Raw genomic sequence first — 17613 nt, 5'->3', positions numbered from 1 at the left:
ATGACATTAATGGCGATGTTAGCACTTATTATTTCTAGTACATTAGTCTACTCTGCACCGTTAATTTTCACTTCAATTGGTGGCACTTTTTCCGAACGTGCCGGCGTTGTTAACGTTGGTTTAGAAGGTATCATGGGGATGGGCGCATTTGCCGCCGTGGTCTTTAACCTGACATTTGCAGATACTTTAGGCGCTGCCACACCTTGGTTAGGATTACTAGCCGGTGCTATTGTGGGGCTACTATTTTCCCTATTACATGCAGTTGCGACAGTCACATTACGCGCCGATCACATTATTTCAGGAACGGTAATTAATTTGATGGCACCAGCATTGGGTGTGTTCTTGATCAAAGTGCTCTATGGAAAAGGTCAAACTGCACCCATTGCACAAGATTTTGGTTATGCGTCTGTACCAGGTTTGTCAAAAATTCCTTTATTGGGACAATTGTTTTTTGAAAAGACGTCTGGACCCGCATGGTTGGCAATACTTGTTGCAGTCATTTCATGGTATATTATTTTTAAAACAAAATTTGGTTTACGTCTAAGATCAGTTGGTGAAAATCCACAAGCAGCTGATACACTTGGATTAAGCGTGGCACGGTTACGTTATTCAGGTGTTATGATTTCTGGGTTACTGGGTGGTGTTGGTGGTGCTGTTGTCGCACAATCAATTTCCTTGAACTATTCTGCCAGCACTATTGTTGGACAAGGATTTATGGCGATGGCTGCCATGATATTTGGTCGTTGGAATCCTATCGGGGCGCTATTTGCTTCACTATTCTTTGGCTTGTCACAATCATTAGCGGTGGTTGGCGCACAATTACCAGGATTGAACAATGTGCCATCCATATGGCTACAAATTGCACCTTATATCCTAACAATTATTGTGCTCGTGTTCTTCTTTGGTAAGACACGTGCCCCTAAGGCTGATGGTGTAAATTATATTAAGGCAGCTTAGCTGTTAGTGTGTGAGTTAGAATAACGTCAATAAGGCACGATAGTTTTTGATTTTTTTACAAAAACTATCGTGCCTTATTTTTTATATTGAGAGTAATTCTTGAGGAGTGGTCAATAAGAAATCTGGATGTTCATTTGATAAAGCTTTCTTATCATGGGCACCCCATAATACACCGCAAGTATGAACACCAGCTGCTTGACCCATTTGAAGGTCAAAAATCGCATCACCAATCATGACGCATTGTGAAGGATCAAGATGATGTTGATTGATAATTGCTAAAATTCCGTCAGGAGCAGGTTTGAATTTTTGGACATGGTCTGATCCAACCACAAGATCAAAGAATTGGTCAATGTTTAAACTCTCTAAATTTCTAAGTAAGGCTGTTGAATGTTTACTAGAAACAATGTAGAGTAATTTACCCTGTTGGTTAAGACTTTGTAAAACAGGCATAATATCATTAAATAATGTTAGATTATCTGATTCATATTTGCGATAGAAGTTTCTAAAGCAAGTTAACAAATCTTCAAATTCTTGCGTAGAAAATTGATAATTTGGTAACATTTTTTTAAAAGATATTTCGATCGGAATACCCATGTAATAGTTAATAACCCTTTCTTCAGGTATAGGAAATGAAAATGCCTTAAAAGCAGCTTGAGTGGCTAAAATACCCGTTTTACCAGAATTTGCTAAGGTACCGTCAAAATCAAAAATATAAGTTTGCATGCTCGCTTCTCCTAGACCATGGTGTGTACCAGTTAATAATGTATAAGTTTATTAGACTATCCGATTGTTATCAGAATGTTTTCACCGATTTTGAATAAATCTCTTATATGATAGTGTATCATATTTGTTTGCGAAGGATATATTTGTAAAAGTCGTAATTGTAGTTATTTTTGTGTGTCTAGCAATTAAATATTTTACTAATTATGTGATTTCAAATTACGTAGTATATTTTATGATCTGGCTTGAATTTAATTTTTATTGACAAGTTTTATATTAACCTGTAATATTATATTTTTATTGAAAAAATTTGCTCAACCATGTTGGAAGCCACAGCCTGGAAACGTCGATGTTTCTGAAGGACGAAGTTATGTTGTTAGGTCATATAGCAATATATATCTTTATAATAAGTTAGTTGCGTGGTATGGCACTGGGAATAATGCATTTATTAACGCATATTCCCAAAACAATGGCAGTTGGTACGCGGATTGATGCAAAAACATCTGTGAATTTTATTCATGGATTTTTTTTATGATTAATAATGATATACATGGGGAAGTAAAATGAATTTTTGGGTGCATCGATTCAAATTAAAACAATATTTTATAGGCATATTTATAGCTATAGTTATAAGTATTTTTCACGCTGGTTCAACAATTTTAAACATTTGGTCATTTTTAGATCAATCACCTTTTTTATTGACACCATTTACAAAATGGATTTCAATTGATTCTGGACCAATAACATTACTTTTATTTTTGAGTTTACCACTTTTGTGTTGTTTATCAGGTAGTCAAATATATAGTGATGATATTGAATCTGGTTTTGTTTGGCATGTTGTTCAAAAAAAACCGTTAAAAAAATACATATTAAGCATTGAAATCATTTCATTTTTGAGTGGCTTTATAACTGTCTTTATCCCACTGTTAATAGATTTTGTTATTTTATGGTTTTTTCTACCATATTTATTGCCGAATTTAGTTGTTAACGAAAATTTAACCGTATTAAATGCAACAACTTTTTTTGCTAATACATATTACACCAAGCCATTGCTATTTATAATTTTTTATATTTTACTGCCGTCATTTTTTGGCGGTATGTATGCTTTATTTTCGACTATGATTGCATGTTTTACAGGAAAAAAGTTCTTAAGTGTCACAGCTAGTTTTCTATTGATATCAGTATTATCTGTCATATCAGGAATTTTACCCGATATATTTTATGCGCCAAACCTAATTTCCATAGCCTCCAGTCCTGTTTACTTACCAAACTTTCTGCGAGTTATTTCTAGCTATGTGATTACAATGTTATTTATCTGTATAGCAATTATATTTGGAGTCAGACGTCATGTTAATCAATAAATTTCTTGCTAGAAAAAAAACGAGCACACAACGAATAAAAGAGCTGTTAATTTTTATGACATGGACTGTTTTATGTCTTTTTGGTATCTTGAGTGCAGCTAATCATTTGAAATCTGAACATAATTTATTCGAACTTTTTTTTACTGCGATTCAGAATCCTAGAAATCAAGTGCATTATGGTATTCCTATAATAATTGTGATGGCTTTAATCATGTTCATTAAACCTACTGCACATGAGATTTATATTTTAGTTAATAATAAGGCTTTGGGAAAATTTATATGGCACTATTCTTTTAAAATTGCTTTATTTTTTTTATTGGGATCAATGACAGCCTTGCTTATTTTTTATGTGCTTATTCAAGATCATGACTATGTTATCAAGCAGAGCACAATTATTTTCAGTTTGATACTTTTAGTATTATATTTTCTGAGTATATTCACTTTAGTATTATTGTTAAATGTTATAACTGTTCTATTCAGTAAATTAATTGGGCTAACGTTCGGATTCATATTACTTTTCTTTGAAAATTTTCTATTCACAAATCTGCATGTCACGTTATTTTTTTCTCGTGGTTTGTGGATAGATCCCCAAAGTTATAATAGCTTACTAATCTTCAATTTTCTTATTTTTTCAGTATATTTATACTGTATCTATCATTCAAATAAATTGGTTGCAAAAGTTGGTATAAATTTATGAAACGACCGCATTATCATTTATTATTAAAAAGAAACCGTATTTTGTATTGGGAGCAAATACGCCTCAAGTTTATAATTGTCACGCTTGTTTATGTGATGCTTTTGTTACAAGGAAGGTATCAGCAACAATTTTATGGCATTTTTTATGGTGTCGTACAAGCACCAAATGATTTCGTCATGCCAATTCAATGGTTTTTCATGATATTATTGCCGATTATTGTTGTTGGCGACAGTTTCAATCAATTAGTGAAGATAGAATATCCCTTGTTGAATCGTGTGGGATTGGGCATGTATGTTTTCAGTATATTTCAAATCATATCTGAAATGTTGTTTATGTTTTGGCTATTATGGATTCTAATACCTGGGAGTAATCATTATTATTGGTTTAGTTTGATCTTGTTTTTAAATGTCAGTTTGGGCATATTTATTTTCTCATTAATCAGCTTGTTTTTACCACCAGCTATTGTATATTTTATAGCTATACTGTTAACAATGATGACAATTGCGAATAATAATTTGCCAATACTATCTCAATTTATGCTTAGCCGGTTTGATTCAAATTTAATGGTTAACTTGCTTAACACAATTATTTTAATTTTAATCGTGATCATATTGTTTAGTTGCATTCGATTGATAGAATTTACACAGATAAGGAAATAAAAATGGCACAAATTGTTGTTGAACTACGCAGTGTTAATAAAAAATTTAGAGGGAAAAATGTGCTTCATAACATAAATTTAAAGGTTTATGAGAATAAGGTCTATGGGTTTAGTGGTCCCAATGGTGCAGGAAAAACGCTGACATTTAAAACAATATTAGGGTTTATCAAACCATCCAATGGTGAAGTGATCGTGGCAGGCAAACGAATAAGAAAAGATACGATGTTTGCTGAAAATATTGGTTTTTCAATGCAAGATTATGGTGTATTAGGAGATAAAACAGCGACAGAAAATCTAGTTTTGCTCAATATGTTGAATAATAATGCAGAGACAGCTGATATGAGTATGCAACAATTATTGTCATATGTTGGTTTGGACCATAACAATAAAGATAAAATTAAGAACTATTCACTTGGTATGAAGCAAAGATTATTAATAGCGGTTGCGCTTTTAAATGATAATGATATTTTAATATTTGATGAACCAACCAACGCGTTAGATGATGCGGGACAAGAATTTCTTGTTGCGCTGATTAACGATTTAAAGTTAAAGGGTAAGACGATTTTGATATCTAGCCATGATAAAACTTTTTTGAATCGAGTTTCTGATCATATTTTTAAGTTTAATGAAGGCACTATTGTCGGTGAACAAATACTATGAAGAAGTATGTATTAATAGTTATCATTTGTTTATTAGTGCCATTGCTTATAGTTAGGTCGCAAATGCAAAAGAAATATATTGGATTTGGCGTTAATCAAACCAGTGTTAATCTAGAAAAATCTGATTTTGTGTTAAATAAAAACATTATTTTATTACAGAATCAACAGAAAATAATCAAGCATGGTGTTGATGAAAATGCTGATTTATATATGGCAAATTTAACAGTCAATGTCACAAATCCCAATATGACGTTCCCGGTTGAGTCTTTTCGATTATATTCTGAAAAAAGCGGGCAACCATATGCGCCAAATAGCTTTCTGAAATTTAAAATTAATGGTAAGGAAGACAGTAAAAAATTGACTTTAGGTCGTAACAAAATCGAAATGACAACACCGATTTTGAACAAGGCAACTAAATATTATCTTGTTTTTGTTAGACATAGTCACGAAAAATTCTATTTAACTCAGATCAATTAATACGTATTAGTACGTGCAATAATTTATAATTTTAAAGCCAAAAAGTATATATGATATACTAGTAACACAGCGTTATAAGTTAAGTGGTGGCTATCCGGAAATGGCGGTGGTGCGTATGGTGTTAAAACCGTTGTATCAGATTCTAGGAAAGGAAAAGCCCTTGTGTCTATTGAGTCAGCTATAGGACTTATGTTCAGTTTTGGTATGTTTATCATTGCTTTGCTAAGCCTTATAATATTGATAATTAACAGCACAAAAAAATAACCACTTAACTTTGACCGGTTGAGGTTATTTTTTAACAACAATTTGATATAGTAACGTTGTGGGCACCTATTACAAGTAGGTGCTTTTTCTTATGCCTTAATTATACCAGACCTAGAATAAATATCAATAAATTGATTTGAACGCTTAAAAAATGACATTAACTGTGTTGATCAAAAATGCTTACTTAACTATTTGGGTGTAGTTGGTTCCCCATATTTCCATCGCTTCAATAACAGGATAGAGGCTACTGCCTAATTTAGTAACCCGATACTCGGTTTTAACCGGAATGACGGGATAAATTTGTTTATCTAAAATACCATCTGCTTCCAATTCTGATAACTGCTTTGCAAGCATTCTTTTCGAAACGTAAGGTAGCTTTGCTTGTAATTCTGAGAATCTCAAAACATCATTTTTAAAAATATGATAAAGTATGACACTTTTCCATTTTCCAGATATGAATTGCAGTGTGTTCTGAACGGGGCAGCCTAAGTCACAATCATAAATTTCTTTCATTTTCAGATCACCTTTAATTTTTACTGACTTTATCATAGCATGTATCAGGTAGAAAAATCAGGTGAATTAAAAGGCACCTAGTCTATATTCAGGCACTTAGTGTCATTAAATTCACGTCTTAACAATTTTTTTAAAAGGGTTATCATTAGTTTTGTCGGGAGGCAAGAAAATGACAAAACAAGTAAAGGCAGTTGGATTTTATCGCCACTTACCTATTATGGATAGCGATAGCTTTGAGGATGTGTCAATTGATACACCAGATACCAGCGGGCATGATATTCTCGTTAAAGTTGATGGTGTTTCAGTTAATCCTGTTGATACATTTGTTCGTAAAGGTGGCCGAAAAAATAAATTAGTCAAACCAAAAATTATTGGTTGGGATGCTGTCGGGACAGTTATTGCAAAAGGTGATAACGTATCACTTTTTAATATCGGTGATCGCGTATGGTACGCAGGGGATTTTACACGGTCAGGTAGTAACGCACAACAGCAATTGGTGGATGAAAGAATTGTTAGTTTAGCACCTCATAATTTAGAAGATTCACAGGCAGCAGCGATACCGTTAGTAGGGTTAACTGCTTATGAATCACTATTTGAAAAGCTCAATATTAATTGGTCTGGGAATAATACTAAAAAGACCATTTTAATTATTAATGGTTCTGGTGGTGTGGGTTCTATAGCTATTCAACTTGCAAAATTAGCTGGGTTAACTGTCATAGCCACTGCTTCAAAACCAGAATCAGTGGCATGGGTTAAAAAGTTAGGTGCAAGTGATGTTGTCGATCATCATGAAGACTTAATCACACAAGTTCACAAAACTGGTCATCAATATGTTGACTACATTTTAAATCTGAACAATTTAGATGCACACTGGTTTGAAATTGCTGAATTAATCAAGCCAGATGGGCAGGTTGTTGCTACGACAGAAAACCACAGATTAATTGATCTTCAAAAATTGACCAAAAAGCGGGTGACTTTTAGTTGGGAATGGATGTACAGCAAATCATACTATCAGACTGAAGATATGATTAGTCAGCATGACATTTTAGGCCACTTGGCAAAGTTGTATGAGGAAGAAAAACTACAACCCATTGTAACAAAAACTTACCAGCCAATTAATGCTGAAAATATGAAACAAGCACACGCTGATGTAGAATCAGGGCATATGATTGGCAAGGTAACCGTGGTTAGTTGGGATAGTAAGTGATAAGCATGATTAAATTTAGAAAATAAAAAATGCTATGTATCCCGAAAGTTACTTTCAGGATACATAGCATTTTTGGCGTGCACGCTATACTGTTTTTTATAGCTGCACAACTACTGGTATACGATCAGCTAATGTTAAATCATGTGTTACCATAATAATGGTTTTACCTGCTGAGTTCAATTGCTTTAGCAATTGGAAAACTAAGTCGCGATTAGTTTCGTCCAAAGAGGCAGTTGGTTCATCGGCTAAAATGAGATTCCCCGGTTTGATAATAGCGCGTGCAATGGCAACGCGTTGCTGCTCACCACCTGATAAGGTTGCGACAATGTCTTTTTCACGGTCAATCAAGTCGACTTGATTCATGGCGTCTGTGATTTGTTGTTGTTTATCCAACTTTGATAATTTTGTATATTTTAATGCCATCTCGAGGTTTTTGTAGACAGAAAGTTCATCAACGAGGGCAAAGTTTTGGAATAGATAATTGATGTGGTGTCTGATTAATCGATTACTACTGTTCGAGTTAATTTTTGGCGCTGGTTGACCATCGATTAAATACTGACCCGAATTAAATGTTTCAAATAAACCAAGTATGTTTAAAATCGTTGATTTACCAGATCCGGATTTACCAATGATACCAACGAAATCGCCATCATTCACTGTTAAATTAAAGTCGTCGATAATGAGACGACTATTGTAAGTTTTTTTAATGTTTGAGAGTTGTATGGCCATCGTTATTCTTTCATTGTGTCGTTAATTTTGCGTTGTTCAACTTGATTAATACTATGATTCATAATGATTAGTTCGAGCAGTGAAATGATTATGAAACCTAAAATCATAAAATTAGATTTCAGAACGCTACCCAAAATGATAATTGGTAAGTTAACACTGCCAATTAGTAAATAAAAGCCACGATATTTATGCCATTTTTTATAGCCTAGGAATCGCTTGACCATAAGTGTCTTATGATGAACAGCTTGCCAAATTTCATTCAGGACTATAATTGTGTACCAAATAACTACGAGCAGAATAACAAGAAACAAAGCACCCGCGAATAAGGCTTTATAAAAAAGCGACTGATTCGCTGATAGCGTATCTTTAATACTGCTAAACACGAGATGATTATCTTCTAAATCGGAAGATTTCAGTGCTTCTTTGAATGGTGTTGATTTGGTAACTTTATTAGTCAATCGCAGCGGATTATCCACGCCAATAACATTCAAATTACTGGCATCAATTGAAGTCATGTTTTCACTTGTGATGACTTCAATAACAGGAGAGGTAAGTTGCCTATTGTCAGCCGTACTCCATGAATTAAAAGATTTCGGTTCGTGATAGTATAGAATTTTAACCGGATGTGCTGCTAAAAACTGAGTCACTGCTTTTGAATCAGTAGGTTCAATCGAGCTGGCTAACACAGGGTATTTATTAAAAAATGTTGTATAGGTGGGCTGACTTTTGAATTTTTCGGGAAGTAAATAATAGCGATTATGATCGGAATTTTCAATAGTTATTGGTTTATTGTTACCATCAGTGAGATGATACTTTTCAAGCGCTGATGGGGAAAACTGTAGTAAGGAAAATGTATTGATATTTGGCAGGTGCCAGTACTGGTACAGAGCGGCTTGTTGTTGGTGATTGTTTTCAAACCACATCGAATTTGCCCAATAAACACCTGGTGTATCAGCTAGTTTGCTATAAAAACTTTTAAAATCATGACCTAATTTTGAAGATTGATAAGTAAAGCTGGCAGCATCATTACCGGTACTGAGTTCTGATAGGACCTGAAAATTTTGTCGTTGTGACCAGTTAGTCATTTTTCTAGCGTTCAAATAGAGCTGTGTTGCTTGATAATCAATGACTTTTAAGGTATAAGCTGAGCAGGCCGTCGCAATAACAAATATAAAGCCGACGACAACTAACATGAATTTTGCTTTAAGATTACCTTTAATAAAATCAGATAATTTTTGTTTATTAATTAACGTATATTGTATCAGAAAACTCATAACAACTGTTAGAATAAGCGGTATTTGTGAGCCAATCAGTATGGGATAGACTGATGTATTAATATTTTTGAAAAAGAAATTAATCAAGCTAATTTCTGCAAAGAGTGACAAGATAATAACCAATAAAGCATTTTGCGCATCTGATTTGATAATAGCTAAATTCGAGTAACCGAGCAATTTTTGGACACCAATAAGTTTACCATTATGATATACAGTGAATAGACCACTGACAATAATGAGAAGACCCATTAAAACAGATAGCAACAGAATTAAATTAAAATACATTGAGATACTGTGCCGCTTAAAGGCATGTTGTGTGGTTAAGTTTTTTAATGAGATATCTGATGCTTGAGAAAAATTAGTCAATACTTGCGTATAATTAACCGTATTACTGCCAAACAGTTGGTATTGACCGTTAATCGTTTGGGTATGATTACGCATAGCTTGTAAAGCTGTAATTTGAACTGTACTACCATTTAATAAATTAAATAGCCGTTGGTGTTTACGGTCTAATTGTTGTGTCGACCAGATTTTTGAACTGGTCATCGTATTGATACCAGAATTTTCTAAATGACCGGATAGGTTAGTAAATTTGATTTTATTTTTGGGGTCATAAACGCCTATTGCGTAACTAGCGGATTGGCTTACTTGATCGTCAATACGGATAACACCTAGTTGATACTTATCAGCGATAGTTTGAAAAGCTGTTAAAATATTTTGTTGCTCTTGTGGTGTATCACTTGAATTGATATTGATGATTTGGTTAGCAACGGTCGGTTGATGTGCATTGCTGGACCATTTTTCAGAATCATTAAATTGTATAAACAAAATAGCCGCAATGACGAGTGTCAAACTTGCGACAATAATGCCAAAATATTTAGCTATTTTCATAGTGAAATTCCTTTATGAAATCCACCAGTAGTAACCTGAACCGCCTATTTTTTCAGCGTGTGCTCTGACACCAGGTCTTTGTGAACCAGACTGAGTGCTATCTACAGAAGCTGAATGATAGTAGTATGTTGATCCTGTCTCTGAATAAGTATAAACGATCCGCCAATCGTGTCCGTAATTCCATGATCCAGAATGACCGTTGTTTGGATTGGTGACGGTTGCAGCACTTACTGATGAAGCGACAGCTAATCCGCCTAACAACATTGTTGTTAGAATGATTCCTTTTTTCATTTGTGTTTCCCTCTTTCATTTGATAAGCTTAACTATATCATTAATACATAAACTAATTGGCACATAATAAGTGCCAAATTTAATTTTAAGGGGGCTGGAAAATGGGGTTTTCTGGATTCGGGAACTATATTTTTAATTTTCGAAAAGTACGTCAATTGTCACAGAGAGCATTTGCAGAACGGTTATATATTTCTCATCAAACTGTTTCAAAATGGGAAAAAGGGACTGCGATACCGTCGTTGGAAACATTGATGTCGCTTTCAGATGAATTCAACGTTGCTTTAGCAGATATAGTGGCCGAAATTGAACATGTTGCTTTTATTAAAACAGCACAAAAGGATGTTATTGCGCGAACATTTCTGTCATTGCTAACGACTCATAATTTGGATGAGCTGACATTACAACTCATTTGGCAAAGCGCTGGAATGGCACTTAATGATCAGTCACAATGTTATAATTCTAAATATGAAATTTTAGATTACATTATGATAGGCATTGATGAAGAAGTTAAACTTGCTATTGCACATAGTGATCACATTGATCCTTTTAAAATTTTAGCGTATGCAGTGTTGCCAGTGCTTTATGAACGTAGTGATGAATTGAAAATTCTTTATAGTGGTAATTATGCTAATGGTCGGTGGCTTTCATTTTTAGAAAAAGAGTATCATGATTGGGCAGAAGATTATATGAATAACTACGCTAATGTTATTTTACCTGTGTCACAATCATTTGCGAAGGATCTAGTTGTTAAAATGACAATTGCAGTTATTTCTGCATGGCTAGTTCAGCCAATTCCCGAAAAAATTGAAACGTTCAGTCCTAAATTTTTATCGCTCACAAAGCTATCTATGAGGGATATTGTTGCGTTTGATAGTAATTGAATCATATGTATTAGCAAATTGTAGGTTCTGTTCCCAAGTGTGTATTTTAAAGCCAAAAACCGTTATTGTATCGGTTTTTGGCTTTTTAATTTGGATTGAATTCTAGTATTGATACGACTAAATTTTAATCATGCATATAAGTCATTATTGGTCAATCGATTCTATATATATGGAATTGATTGCACTTGATAATTAGAAGGTATATTCTAGATTGCAACAGGGGAGGGCAAACAAAAAATGAAAATTGAAGTAATGGCTAGCATATTGTATAAGTTGATCCATGTCAGACGAGCGTAATTAAAGCGAACTGTTAACCTATATTAAAATCTTTAGCGTGCGCTAAAATGAAATAAAAAACTAATTGATAGATTGGAAGATTAAATATGACAGATCGTAAAAGAGCAGTAATTGAATATTTGCGTGTTAATGAATTAACGATTAGCGCTGCTGAAAGCTTAACAGGTGGATTATTTCAATCAACAATTGTTCAGTATCCAGGTGCCTCAAAAGTTTTTGAAGGTGGATTAGTACTTTATTCAAAGTGGTCAAAGATCAAGTTGGTAGGTGTTTCATCTGATTTAATAAATAAATACGGTGTTGTTAGTAGTGAGGTTGCTGCCGAAATGGCAACCGGTTGTATGCGTGTTATGCAGAGTGATATTGGCATTGGGTTTACAGGTGCTGCTGGTCCAAGAGCCGTTAATGGGAACTCAGTAGGAACAGCATGGATTGGCATAAACATCAAAGGTAAGATGAAGACATATTTAGTCAATGATGCAAGTTTAGGTAGAAATGATTTTAGGCAATATTGCGTAGATGTTGCTTTTAAAGAGTTGGCAAAATTATTGAAAATTGAGGATTAATATTATGAATAAAATGATTAAAGGTGTTATAGCATGTACAATTGCCGGAGTTGCTTTTGGGACACAATGGCCAGTAGCAGGCAGTGCGTTGAAAGAAATAGATCCATATTACTTTACATTGATTAGATATTCAATTGTTGCAATTGTTTTATCAATTATTTTATTTTTAACTGAAGGAAAAAATGGATTTAAAATTGAAAAAAAGCAAATTTTATCAGTAAGTGTTATGGGAACATTGGCCTTTTGTGTTTATAATTTTTTAGTTTTTGCAGGGCAAAAAATGGCTGGAACTAGTGGTACAATATTGGCGTCTTTACTGATGGCACTCATTCCAATGGTATCTGTTTTAATGGTATGGTTGATAGATAAAAAGAGGCCAAGCAAGATGACGCTTGTTTTTGTAGGAACATCACTTCTTGGTGTTGTGCTAGTTATTACAAAAGGGAGTTTAGATGTTATTGTTAAGGATGCGAGACTTGTATTTCCTATTTCGTTAATGGTTATTAGTGTGATTGCATGGGTTCTGTACACAATTGGTGGTTCAAGATTTAAAGCGTGGTCATCAATTAAATATACAACATTAAGTTGTTTATTTGGAGATGTTGCGTCAATTATATTAGTTGTTATTATGACACAAACTCATTTTATTAAAATGCCAACAATGACAATATTGGTAGACATTAAATGGCAGATTTTGTATATGAGTCTGATTGCTGGGGTCTTGGGTGTATTAATGTGGAATGTTGGGAATAAGATTTTAACACCACAAAACGGATCACTTTTTATGAACTTAGTACCAATAGTAACGTTTATGATTGAGATACTACAAGGATATAACTTATCGCTGATTGAACTGATTGGGGCACTCTTAACAATTGGATCAATTATTTTAAATAATGTTATGCTTCGACGTACATTACTTAAGCCAATAAATGTCAATACAACGATACAAAAATAAAAAATTGCTATAATGGTATTTGTTAACGAAGTTTTGAAGTATAGAGGGGGGATTGGTTTTGACAATTGAAATTGAGTTTCCCGCGACGATTATAAAAAATAGTCGGCAATTGAAGCAAACAATTCAGTTTACTTTTTCACCGATGAATGAATTGTTTAGTAGTCTCCATGTATTGAGAACACCAAGAAATCATGAAACGATGATTTCTTGGGAATTAAGAGCGCAAGTAATAATAAAAAATATTTTACAAAATGATTTTGACTTTTTTGGGCCTATTTTCGATTACACAATACCTAGTTTTATGCTGCCAATATTAACGAATAAAACAATAAGTATGAATACTGAATTTAAATTATTACAAAATCGATTATATAATATTAAAAAAGAAGAGATAATTGATTATTTTTTAGTGGTAGAAAAAATTAAACGTTCAGAATTTTTAAAAGTTCAGGAAAAAAAGTTAGAATTAATTAACTATAATTCACGTGAATTTGAAAAAATTCAAGATATTTTTTTGAAAAGTCCCAAAGAATTTAGCGATCGATTTATTTCGTTTCTACGAAAGTACAATGAATTAATTTTTAACGATATTTGGGAAGAATCACATATAAAGAATATTTTAACTGAAGAAATCGTGAAGCAATCACAAAATATTTTAACACAAGGCGTTAGTGCAACTATTATTGCATTAAAGAACGACAAGATTTATTGGGCTGGAAAAAAATTAATGTTATATGAACCCTTAAGAAAAAATATACAGTTGAGTGTCAAAGACAAAATATATTTTTTACCGAGCTATTTTGTTTGGCCACATTTATTTGTGTCAGCTGTTGAAGGCGGAACAGGGATTACATATGCTGTCAATTTACCAATTACAAATAATTTCACACCTGAAAAAATGCAGCTGATTTTAAGTGCTGTTGGTGATACAACACGAATCCAAATTCTTAATTTTTTGAAACAAACTGAAAATACAACACAAGGCTTGGCGCAATTATTGAGCTTGAGTGAATCTAATGTCGCACATCATTTATCACTATTGAAGGCAACGGATTTAGTTTCACATAGACGTGTAGGGAAATATGTGTTGTACAAAATCACACCAGTTATTACAAATCTTATACCGAGTTTCTTTGATAATTTACCAAATTATTATTTAGAATAGTAAGCCTTTACACTATCACGTCTGTTGTTTTCGCTATGAAATCAAAACTATATGCTATATTAATACAATCATATAATTCAATCAAGTACGATGCCTATTTAAAATAAAGCAGGGGTTATGTTTCACGTGAAACATAACCCCTGCTTTATTGATCGATTAGGCGATAAAATACTTTAGAATTTGTGTTTCATCTAAGGCTGCTTTGTCGTCACCACGCACATCAAGCACAATGTCACCGGCATTGAGAATAATGAGGCGATTACCGTATTTTAATGCGTCTGCTAAATTATGTGTAATCATCAGTGCAGTTAATTGGTTCTCAGTGACTTGCTGATTAGTGGCTAACATCAGTTGTTCAGAAGTTTTTGGGTCTAACGCTGCTGTATGTTCATCTAACAGTAGCAGTTCAGGTTTTACGCGGGTTGCCATGAGAAAACTAAGTGCTTGACGTTGACCACCGGACAAATTACCAGTGGCTGTATTCAGACGTGTATCTAAATTATTGCCCATCACTTGCGTGATTTTAGCATATTCGCTGAGTTTTTCTTTAGTCAAACCACGGCTGCGTAATGTGCGTTTTTGACCACGTTTTTCAGCAAGCAACAGGTTTTCAGCAACGGTCATACGTGGTGCGGTACCCATTTTTGGATCTTGGAACACACGCGCGATATAATTTGTACGCGTCACAGCAGATTCATGCGCAATATTGTGACCGTGATGTAGCAATTGCCCAGAATCAATGGCTAAATTACCAGCAATCGTATTAAACAAAGTTGATTTACCAGCACCATTTGTACCAAGAACAGTGATAAAATCGCCCTCATAAATATCGAGATTAAGTGATTTTAAGATTTGTACGTTGTCACCAACAGTGACAATAATATCTTTAAGTGAGAAAACAGGGTCAGTCATGTGTAGCCACACCTTTCTTGATTACTGTATCGAGCTTCAGTGCTTTACGTAATTGTGGGAGCATCATAGCGACAGCCAGCACAATTGCTGAAATCAAATTCAAATCGTTTGTCGAAAAGCCAAGACTGAGTACGGCTAACAGCACAAGACGGTATAGAATTGAGCCAACAATAACCGCAACAAGACGGCCATTAAGTGACAAGTCGCCAAAAGCGACTTCGCCAATAATAATAGATGCTAAAGCAATGACAATAATGCCAATACCCATGTTGATGTCGGCGTAGCCGTTGTTTTGGGCAATCACCGCACCACCGAAAGCAATTAAGCCGTTCGATAACATTAAGCCCATGATTGTCATACGATCTGTTTTAATGCCAATGGATTGTGCCATGTTCGCATTATCACCAGTAGCAATAAAAGATTGACCAATTTCTGTTTGTAAGAAAAATATGAGTGCCAATGTGATGACCGTAATAATGATAAAGCCTACCAGAACAGAATCAAAGTTTTTTGGTAAGTGTTGTAACAGTGGGGATGAGAAGATCGACTTTTGATTTAAGAGTGAAATGTTGGCTGAACCCATAATACGCAGGTTAATCGAGAGTGCAGCTGTCATGACAAGAATACCAGCTAATAGGATTGGAATTTTGCCTTTAGTGTAGAGCAAACCAGTAGCCAGTCCGGCAATGGTACCGATAACAAAGGCTGCTAGTGTCGCTAAATAGGGATTAATGCCATGAGAAATCATGGCAACTGCCGTGGCTGCACCTAAGGGGAAAGAGCCTTCGACAGTCATATCAGGGAAATTTAAAATTCTAAATGTGAGGAACAAGGCTACCCCAAGTACAGCCCAGAGAAGTCCTTGTCCAATACTAGATACAATTATACTCATTTGAATACCTCACCTTTAGTTTCTGCTGTCTTTATCATGTCTGCTGGTAACCGCAAACCAAGTAATTTAGCTTGTTTTAAGTTAATCACCATGTCGCCCTTGGTAATTGTTTTGACAGGATAAGTTGCAGTGTTTTTACCTTTTAACACTTGCCCCGCCATAATACCTGCTTGATAACCAATATCATATTGGCTAACTGAAATTGTTGCCACACCGCCATCTTTTACCATTGTATCAACAGCTGGAATGACTGGGATATTGTCTTTATTAGTGATATTAATGAGTGTCTTCATGGCACTGGCCACACCATTATCTTGTGGCGCGTACACGACATCCACCTGACTGGCCATTGTTTCGGCCACTTGTTGCATATCGTTCGTTGTGGAAATCGTATACATATGCACGTCATAGCCAGCTGTTTTCGCCAATTGTGCCATTTTTTTAGCATTATATTCACCACCATGATCAGATGTGGTGTAGATGATGCCTAATTTTTTAGCATTGGGTACCACTTGTTTGATGACACTAAGATGCTGTTCTAAGGGAGAATCGCCTGATGTACCAGTAACATTTGCACCCGGCCGTTGCGCGGTTTTGACCAACCCAGAACCAGTTGGATCGGTAATGCCGGCTAAAATGACTGGGCTGTTACCATCAGCTGTTTTAGCCAAAGATAAGGCTGCCGGTGTTGCGATACCAAGTGTCAAATCAGCATTCTCATTAGTGAATTTTTGAGACATCGTTTTGAGGTTGGCCTGATTAGCTTGCGCATTTTGATAATCAATTTTAATTTTTTTACCCGTATAACCTTGTGTTTTCAAACCAGCCACAATGCCGCGATGAATTTCGTCAAGTGCAGGGTGTGTGACGAGCTGTAGTATGCCAACTGTTGGCACGTAATCCTTGTTTTTGGTTTGCTGGGCAGGTTTGCCAGTGACGACAAAAGCAACTGCTAGAAAAGCAACGATAATTGCAATGGTAGATATGAGACGTTTATTCATAATTTTTTCTCCGAAATTCCTCTAAAATAAAATTGACCTTGGACGGCCACACAAGGCTTTCCAAGGTCAAAAGAAAAGTCTGCATGGCATATTCCCATACAGACCCGATTGCTACACAAAATGCGTCGGTATGGATAAAACAAATGTTTTAAACATCAGCTTTATCCGTTACCGAAAAGCCGACTTTACCGACGCCACCAGGCGTTGTTAAATTGTGCTACTACTTTTTGCATGTGTTATCTC

The 17613-nt window shown here is 34.7% G+C and carries 19 protein-coding genes; 11 read left to right on the top strand and 8 right to left on the bottom strand.

Features of this window, described 5'->3' with window-relative positions; all coding sequences use genetic code 11:
• A complete protein-coding gene (locus AB3K24_RS09445) occupies window positions 1-957 on the top strand; it encodes an ABC transporter permease (RefSeq protein ID WP_367975346.1) in 957 nt (318 codons plus the stop codon).
• A gap of 81 nt (window positions 958-1038) precedes the next feature.
• Here AB3K24_RS09445 and AB3K24_RS09440 read toward each other — a convergent pair whose 3' ends face one another.
• Entirely contained in the window at window positions 1039-1680 is a 642-nt protein-coding gene (locus AB3K24_RS09440; protein ID WP_367975344.1) for an HAD family hydrolase, read from the bottom strand.
• A gap of 560 nt (window positions 1681-2240) precedes the next feature.
• Here AB3K24_RS09440 and AB3K24_RS09435 point away from each other — a divergent pair.
• The 5 genes from AB3K24_RS09435 to AB3K24_RS09415 all read left to right on the top strand — a co-directional run bounded on the left by AB3K24_RS09435 (window position 2241) and on the right by AB3K24_RS09415 (window position 5793).
• A complete protein-coding gene (locus AB3K24_RS09435) occupies window positions 2241-3038 on the top strand; it encodes a hypothetical protein (protein ID WP_367975342.1) in 798 nt (265 codons plus the stop codon).
• A gap of 693 nt (window positions 3039-3731) precedes the next feature.
• Complete coding sequence (locus AB3K24_RS09430) at window positions 3732-4394, top strand: hypothetical protein (protein WP_367975340.1); 663 nt, start codon at window positions 3732-3734, stop codon at window positions 4392-4394.
• Window positions 4395-4396: 2 nt separating this feature from the next.
• On the top strand, window positions 4397-5053 hold the full coding sequence (locus AB3K24_RS09425; protein WP_367975338.1) for an ATP-binding cassette domain-containing protein: 657 nt from the start codon (window positions 4397-4399) through the stop codon (window positions 5051-5053).
• A 62-nt stretch (window positions 5054-5115) separates the two neighbouring features.
• Window positions 5116-5529, top strand: coding sequence for a hypothetical protein (locus tag AB3K24_RS09420; RefSeq protein WP_367975337.1), 414 nt, complete (start codon window positions 5116-5118; stop codon window positions 5527-5529).
• 162 nt (window positions 5530-5691) lie between these two features.
• Entirely contained in the window at window positions 5692-5793 is a 102-nt protein-coding gene (locus AB3K24_RS09415; protein ID WP_259650403.1) for a putative holin-like toxin, read from the top strand.
• Between the two features lie 180 nt (window positions 5794-5973).
• On the opposite strand, the gene AB3K24_RS09410 is transcribed toward AB3K24_RS09415, so the two are convergent.
• Complete coding sequence (locus AB3K24_RS09410) at window positions 5974-6306, bottom strand: winged helix-turn-helix transcriptional regulator (RefSeq protein WP_367975335.1); 333 nt, start codon at window positions 6304-6306, stop codon at window positions 5974-5976.
• A gap of 169 nt (window positions 6307-6475) precedes the next feature.
• Between AB3K24_RS09410 and AB3K24_RS09405 the strand changes: the two genes are divergently transcribed.
• On the top strand, window positions 6476-7513 hold the full coding sequence (locus tag AB3K24_RS09405; protein ID WP_367975334.1) for a zinc-binding alcohol dehydrogenase family protein: 1038 nt from the start codon (window positions 6476-6478) through the stop codon (window positions 7511-7513).
• 96 nt (window positions 7514-7609) lie between these two features.
• Here the strand turns inward: AB3K24_RS09405 and AB3K24_RS09400 are convergent, their stop codons facing one another.
• From AB3K24_RS09400 to AB3K24_RS09390, 3 genes are read right to left on the bottom strand one after another with little or no spacing between them, the layout of a single operon-like run.
• Window positions 7610-8242: a putative bacteriocin export ABC transporter gene (locus tag AB3K24_RS09400; RefSeq protein WP_367975332.1), complete on the bottom strand. Its 633-nt coding sequence runs from the start codon at window positions 8240-8242 to the stop codon at window positions 7610-7612.
• 2 nt (window positions 8243-8244) lie between these two features.
• A complete protein-coding gene (locus AB3K24_RS09395; RefSeq protein WP_367975331.1) occupies window positions 8245-10407 on the bottom strand; it encodes a hypothetical protein in 2163 nt (720 codons plus the stop codon).
• Window positions 10408-10419: 12 nt separating this feature from the next.
• On the bottom strand, window positions 10420-10698 hold the full coding sequence (locus AB3K24_RS09390) for a hypothetical protein (RefSeq protein ID WP_367975330.1): 279 nt from the start codon (window positions 10696-10698) through the stop codon (window positions 10420-10422).
• A 101-nt stretch (window positions 10699-10799) separates the two neighbouring features.
• Here AB3K24_RS09390 and AB3K24_RS09385 point away from each other — a divergent pair, with 101 nt between their 5' ends.
• From AB3K24_RS09385 to AB3K24_RS09370, 4 genes are all read left to right on the top strand, one after another.
• Complete coding sequence (locus tag AB3K24_RS09385; RefSeq protein ID WP_367975328.1) at window positions 10800-11579, top strand: helix-turn-helix domain-containing protein; 780 nt, start codon at window positions 10800-10802, stop codon at window positions 11577-11579.
• Between the two features lie 383 nt (window positions 11580-11962).
• Window positions 11963-12442, top strand: a complete 480-nt coding sequence (locus tag AB3K24_RS09380; protein ID WP_367975326.1) for a CinA family protein — start codon at window positions 11963-11965, stop codon at window positions 12440-12442.
• Between the two features lie 4 nt (window positions 12443-12446).
• A complete protein-coding gene (locus AB3K24_RS09375; protein WP_367975324.1) occupies window positions 12447-13400 on the top strand; it encodes a DMT family transporter in 954 nt (317 codons plus the stop codon).
• Window positions 13401-13458: 58 nt separating this feature from the next.
• On the top strand, window positions 13459-14565 hold the full coding sequence (locus AB3K24_RS09370; RefSeq protein WP_367975322.1) for an ArsR/SmtB family transcription factor: 1107 nt from the start codon (window positions 13459-13461) through the stop codon (window positions 14563-14565).
• Between the two features lie 156 nt (window positions 14566-14721).
• Here AB3K24_RS09370 and AB3K24_RS09365 read toward each other — a convergent pair whose 3' ends face one another.
• From AB3K24_RS09365 to trpX, 3 genes are read right to left on the bottom strand one after another with little or no spacing between them, the layout of a single operon-like run.
• Window positions 14722-15477: an ABC transporter ATP-binding protein gene (locus AB3K24_RS09365; RefSeq protein ID WP_367975320.1), complete on the bottom strand. Its 756-nt coding sequence runs from the start codon at window positions 15475-15477 to the stop codon at window positions 14722-14724.
• Window positions 15470-16369 carry an ABC transporter permease gene (locus AB3K24_RS09360; RefSeq protein WP_367975318.1) on the bottom strand — a complete coding sequence of 300 codons (900 nt, stop codon included), beginning with the start codon at window positions 16367-16369 and terminating at the stop codon, window positions 15470-15472. The genes AB3K24_RS09365 and AB3K24_RS09360 overlap by 8 nt, the downstream gene beginning before the upstream one ends.
• Complete coding sequence (gene trpX, locus AB3K24_RS09355; protein WP_367975316.1) at window positions 16366-17370, bottom strand: tryptophan ABC transporter substrate-binding protein; 1005 nt, start codon at window positions 17368-17370, stop codon at window positions 16366-16368. The genes AB3K24_RS09360 and trpX overlap by 4 nt, the downstream gene beginning before the upstream one ends.
• Between the last annotated feature and the right edge of the window lie 243 nt (window positions 17371-17613).

Source organism: Leuconostoc aquikimchii, from assembly GCF_040838325.1.
Lineage (GTDB): Bacteria > Bacillota > Bacilli > Lactobacillales > Lactobacillaceae > Leuconostoc > Leuconostoc aquikimchii.
Note: the sequence above shows the minus strand (reverse complement) of the source record. Positions and strands in the feature narration are given on the sequence as shown.